4 protein-coding genes and 1 pseudogene are annotated in these 4042 nt (G+C 70.6%); 2 read left to right on the top strand and 3 right to left on the bottom strand.

The features are described from left to right. Together I5G_RS23085 and I5G_RS23080 are read left to right on the top strand one after the other, a co-directional pair. Positions 1-2745, top strand: a 2745-nt coding sequence (locus tag I5G_RS23085; RefSeq protein ID WP_022880050.1) for an ATPase AAA, incomplete at its 5' end; no start/stop codon positions are given. Further along, positions 2742-2972 (top strand): hypothetical protein, encoded by a 231-nt coding sequence (locus I5G_RS23080; protein ID WP_022880049.1) that lies wholly within the window; start codon positions 2742-2744, stop codon positions 2970-2972. The genes I5G_RS23085 and I5G_RS23080, both read left to right, overlap by 4 nt. A gap of 109 nt (positions 2973-3081) precedes the next feature. On the opposite strand, the gene mscL is transcribed toward I5G_RS23080, so the two are convergent. The 3 genes and pseudogenes from mscL to I5G_RS26005 form a co-directional block, all read right to left on the bottom strand. Next, a complete protein-coding gene (mscL, locus tag I5G_RS16495; protein WP_022880048.1) occupies positions 3082-3498 on the bottom strand; it encodes a large conductance mechanosensitive channel protein MscL in 417 nt (138 codons plus the stop codon). Positions 3499-3542: 44 nt separating this feature from the next. Next, a pseudogene (locus tag I5G_RS26600) lies at positions 3543-3740 on the bottom strand (FmdB family transcriptional regulator); the annotation flags it as partial. Then, positions 3686-4003, bottom strand: a complete 318-nt coding sequence (locus tag I5G_RS26005) for a hypothetical protein (RefSeq protein WP_022880046.1) — start codon at positions 4001-4003, stop codon at positions 3686-3688. The pseudogene I5G_RS26600 and the gene I5G_RS26005, both read right to left, overlap by 55 nt. Positions 4004-4042 lie beyond the last annotated feature (39 nt).

Below are 4042 nucleotides of genomic sequence, written 5' to 3'. Positions count from 1 at the left end.
GCGGGCAAGCGCGTGCTCGTCGTCAGCGCGCGTCGGTCGACGCTCGACGGCATCCGTCATCGCCTCGCCGGTGTGGGGCTCACGGGCCTGGCGGTCTCTCCGACGCACGTGCGCCGCGACCTCATCCGCGCCATCGGCCGCAACGAGAAGGCGGAGCAGCCCAAGGTTTCCGAGATCGACGACGCGCTCGTCCGTCTCCGGACCGTGCTCCGCGACTACCGGTCGGCCGTCACCGAGCCGCACCTCGCACTGGGGGTCTCGACCCTCGACGTGCTCCGCGCGCTGACGGCACTGGCATCCGTTTCCCCTCCTCCGTCCACGACGGCCCGGTTCGATCTCGGCACGCTCGAGCGTCTGGCGGGGCGCCGGGACGCGGCCGCGAAGGCTCTGGCCACCGCGGCGCGGCTCGGCGAGTTCCGCTTCGGTCCCGACGACTCGCCGTGGTACGGCGTCACCTTCACGCGGACCGAGGATGCCCGCGCCGCGCACGACCTCGCCGGCAAGCTGCACGCGCAGGACGTCCCGCGCCTCCTCGAGCGCGGCTACGAGCTCATCGCGCAGACGCGCATGCGACCGTTCCAGACGGTGTCCGAGCTCGGCGCGTACCTCAAGCTCCTGCAGGGGATCCGCGAGTCGCTCGACCGGTTCAGCCCCACGGTGTTCGAACGTCCGCTCGGCGAACTGATCGACGCGCACTCGCCGCGCCGCGATTCCTCGGCGATGAGCGGTCCGAACCGTCGTCGCCTGCGACGCCTGTCGAAGGAGTACGTGCGCCCGGGTGTCCACGTGCCCGACATGTACGACGCCCTGGTCCGGATCCAGCAGCAGCGCACCGAGTGGCAGCGCGTCGTCGACGCGGGCGTCACCCCGGAGGTTCCGCTCGGACTCGCCGACGTACACGTCGCCTGGCAGCGCGTCGATGCGATGCTCGGCGAACTCGACCAGATCCTGGGTCGCCAGGGTTCCGACCGTCTCGCGACGCTGCCGGTCCAGATCCTCGTGCGTACGCTCGCCGGTCTCGCGGCCGAGTCGACGTTCTTCGACAACCTCGTCGAGCGCGCGCAGCTGCGCGGTGAGCTCGCCCGTCTCGGCCTCGAACAGCTCCTCGTCGAGCTGTCGGTGCGGCACGTCCCCGAGGACCGGGTCGGCGACGAGCTCGAGTTCGCGTGGTGGCAGTCCGCCCTCGAGCACCTTCTTCGTAGCGACCGGGCCCTGCTCGGCGCGAACACGAGCGTCGTCGATCGCCTCGAGCGCGATTTCCGCCTGGTCGATGAGGCCCACGCCGCCGCGGCCGGTCCGCTCCTCGCCGCTGAACTCGCGAAGCAGTGGCGTATCGGCATCGTCGATCACCCCGACGAGGCGGAGGCTCTGAAGAACTCCCTCAAGGACGGACTGCACAGCGCCCACGAGATCGCCGAAGCCGCGCCCACGCTGCTCCGGACGCTCGCGCCGGTGTGGCTGGCATCCCCGTACGAGGTTCCCGATGTGCCGACCGGTCTCGCGTTCGACACGGTGATCATCGCGGATGCCGGGGCCCTGTGCCTCACGGAGGCCACCCCCGCTCTGCTGCGGGCGCGTCAGGTCGTGCTGTTCGGCGATCCGGTGATCCAGAAGCCCACGCCCTTCCGCGTCAGCGCGTCGCTCGTGCCGGTGTCGGACGATGAGGCGGACGACGTCCCCTTCGATCACGTATCCGTGTTCGAGCGGATCGCGGAGCTGCTCCCGGTCGAGACCCTGACCCGCAGCTACCGCGCGGGCGGCGAGGATCTCGCGCAGCTCGTCAACGACGCCTTCTACGGCGGCGAGATCGTGTCCCTCCCGTGGGCCGGTTCGTACCTCGGCCGCGGGAGCCTCAGCGTCGACTATGTCGAGAACGGCGTCGGCGCGCCCGACCCCGTTAGCGGCGCCGTCGAGAGCCCGGATGCCGAGGTCGCGCGCGTCGTGACCCTCGTCGTCGAGCACGCGGTCAACCGCGCGTCCGAGTCCCTCATGGTCGTGACCGCGAGCCGCAAGCACGCCGAGCGCGTCCGCGCGGCGGTCGAAGCGGCGCTCGCCGGACGCTCCGATGTCGCTGCCTTCATCTCGCGGGATGCCGCGGAGCCCTTCGCCGTGCTGACCCTCGAGGAGTCCGTGGCCGAGAGCCGCGACCGCGTGGTGTTCTCGCTCGGTTTCGGTCTCACCCGGCACGGGCGCGTCCTGAGCGACTTCGGCGACCTGTCGACGCCGGACGGGGAGCGGCTGCTCACGGTCGGCATGACGCGCGCGCGACGTTCGATGGTGATCGTGTCGTCGATCCGTCCCTCGGCGTTCGACGACGGACGTCTCGAACACGGTGCGGCGACGCTCATGGGCATCCTCGGCAATCTCGCCGGTCGGGGCCGCGAGTCGCGCCTCGAAGATCTCGCCGACCCGCTCACCCGCGCGCTCGCGCGCGAGCTGCGACGGCTCGGCATCGAGGTCCACCTCGATTACCGGGGTCTGCTTCCGCTGGTCGCGCGGTACCGTGGCAAGGCGGTCGTGGCCGAGAGCGACCCCGAGACGATCGGCGAGACGCTCCGCGAGACGCTGCGGCTGCGGCCGCAGATCCTGCGACGGCTCGGCTGGCACTACGTGCGCGTGCATGCGTTCGACCTGTACAGCGACCCCGCGGGCGTGGCATCCCGGATCGCGGAACTCCTCGGCGCCGCCCCGGACGACTCCGCCGCTCCCGGCACCACCACCGAGCCCCTCGACCTGAACGGGTGAGCGCGGTGGTCCCGAACCCGGATGCCACCGACCCCGCTGCCTCCGCAAACGAGCGCCAACCGATCGTCCGCGTCCGCGGCGCCCGGCGCGCGCGGCTGCTCCCGGCGCCGGGGACGAGCGCGGAACCCGCACCCGCGGACGACCGCACGCGAGAGCGCCCGTCGGCACCCGCGGCATCCGGTCCCAACGACGCGCAGCTCCTGCGCGACGTTCCGCCGCACTACTGACGCGCGCGCCGGTCCCCGATACGCGAGAAACGCTTCCCACGGTGGGAAACGGCGCGACGGGCCGTTTCCTCCCGCGAGAAGCGTTTCTCGGTGAGGGGGGCGGGACGACTCAGCCGCGGGGCTGGCGCTCCAGCAGGTCGCGGATCTGCACGAGCAGCTCCTGCTCGGTCGGGAGCTTCGGCTCGTCGGTCTGCTCGATCACGCCCGCCCGCGCCGCGGCCCGCGCCTTCCACCGGTTCATCGGGAAGACGAAGACGAAGTAGACCACCAGCGCGACGGCGAAGAAGCTGATCACCGCGGTGAGGAGCGACCCGAGCGGGAAGACGACCGTCTGCCCGTACAGACCGGTGATCTCCGGACCGAAGTCGCCGTTCGCGTTCGGCACGTAGAACACCTCGATGAGCGGATTGATGATCGCGCTGACGATGGCGTTGACGACCGCGGTGAACGCGGCGCCGATGACGACCGCGACCGCGAGGTCGATGACGTTTCCGCGGAGAATGAACTCCTTGAATCCCTTGATCATGACGAGGCTCCCCTTCCGGCCGCGTCACGCAGGATAGGCGAAGGTCAGGATGCCGGGGTGGACGCGGTCTTCGTCGACTCAGAGGACGATGATGTCGAAGAACCGGCCGAGGTTCCGGATGCCGCGCCGGACGACGCCCCATTGGATCCACGCGAATCCGTGCGGTAGAAGCCGGAGCCGTTGAAGGTCACGCCGATCGAGCCGTACTGCTTGCGCAGCTCGCCACCGCACGAGGGGCACTCGGGAGCGGGGGCTCGTCGGCGTCCGGCAGATGCACGATCCCGACGACCTCGAAGGCGCGGGATTCGGCGTCGATGACGGGCATCTCGTCCTCGATGACGTCGTCGTCGACGTCGTCTTCGTTGGACACCGGGAGGTCGACGCTGACCTGTGCGATGTGTCCACCGAGGATGTGGATGCTGGACGTGTCGAGCGAGCCGCTGTCGTCGAGGACACCGTGTTCGGCGCCGTCGTCGGGGGTCTCGTCGGTGCGGTCGGGGGTCACTGCAGTCTCCAAAGGAAAAGGGGGCGGAAAGAGCGCCCC

The organism is Microbacterium sp. B19 (genome assembly GCF_000333395.1).
GTDB lineage: Bacteria > Actinomycetota > Actinomycetes > Actinomycetales > Microbacteriaceae > Microbacterium.
This window is presented reverse-complemented; position numbering and strand designations above follow the sequence as displayed.

Bases quoted from the DNA above. Each gene is read 5' to 3' on its own strand.
- mscL (WP_022880048.1), bottom strand. From the start codon at position 3,498: ATGATCAAGGGATTCAAGGAGTTCATTCTCCGCGGAAACGTCATCGAC.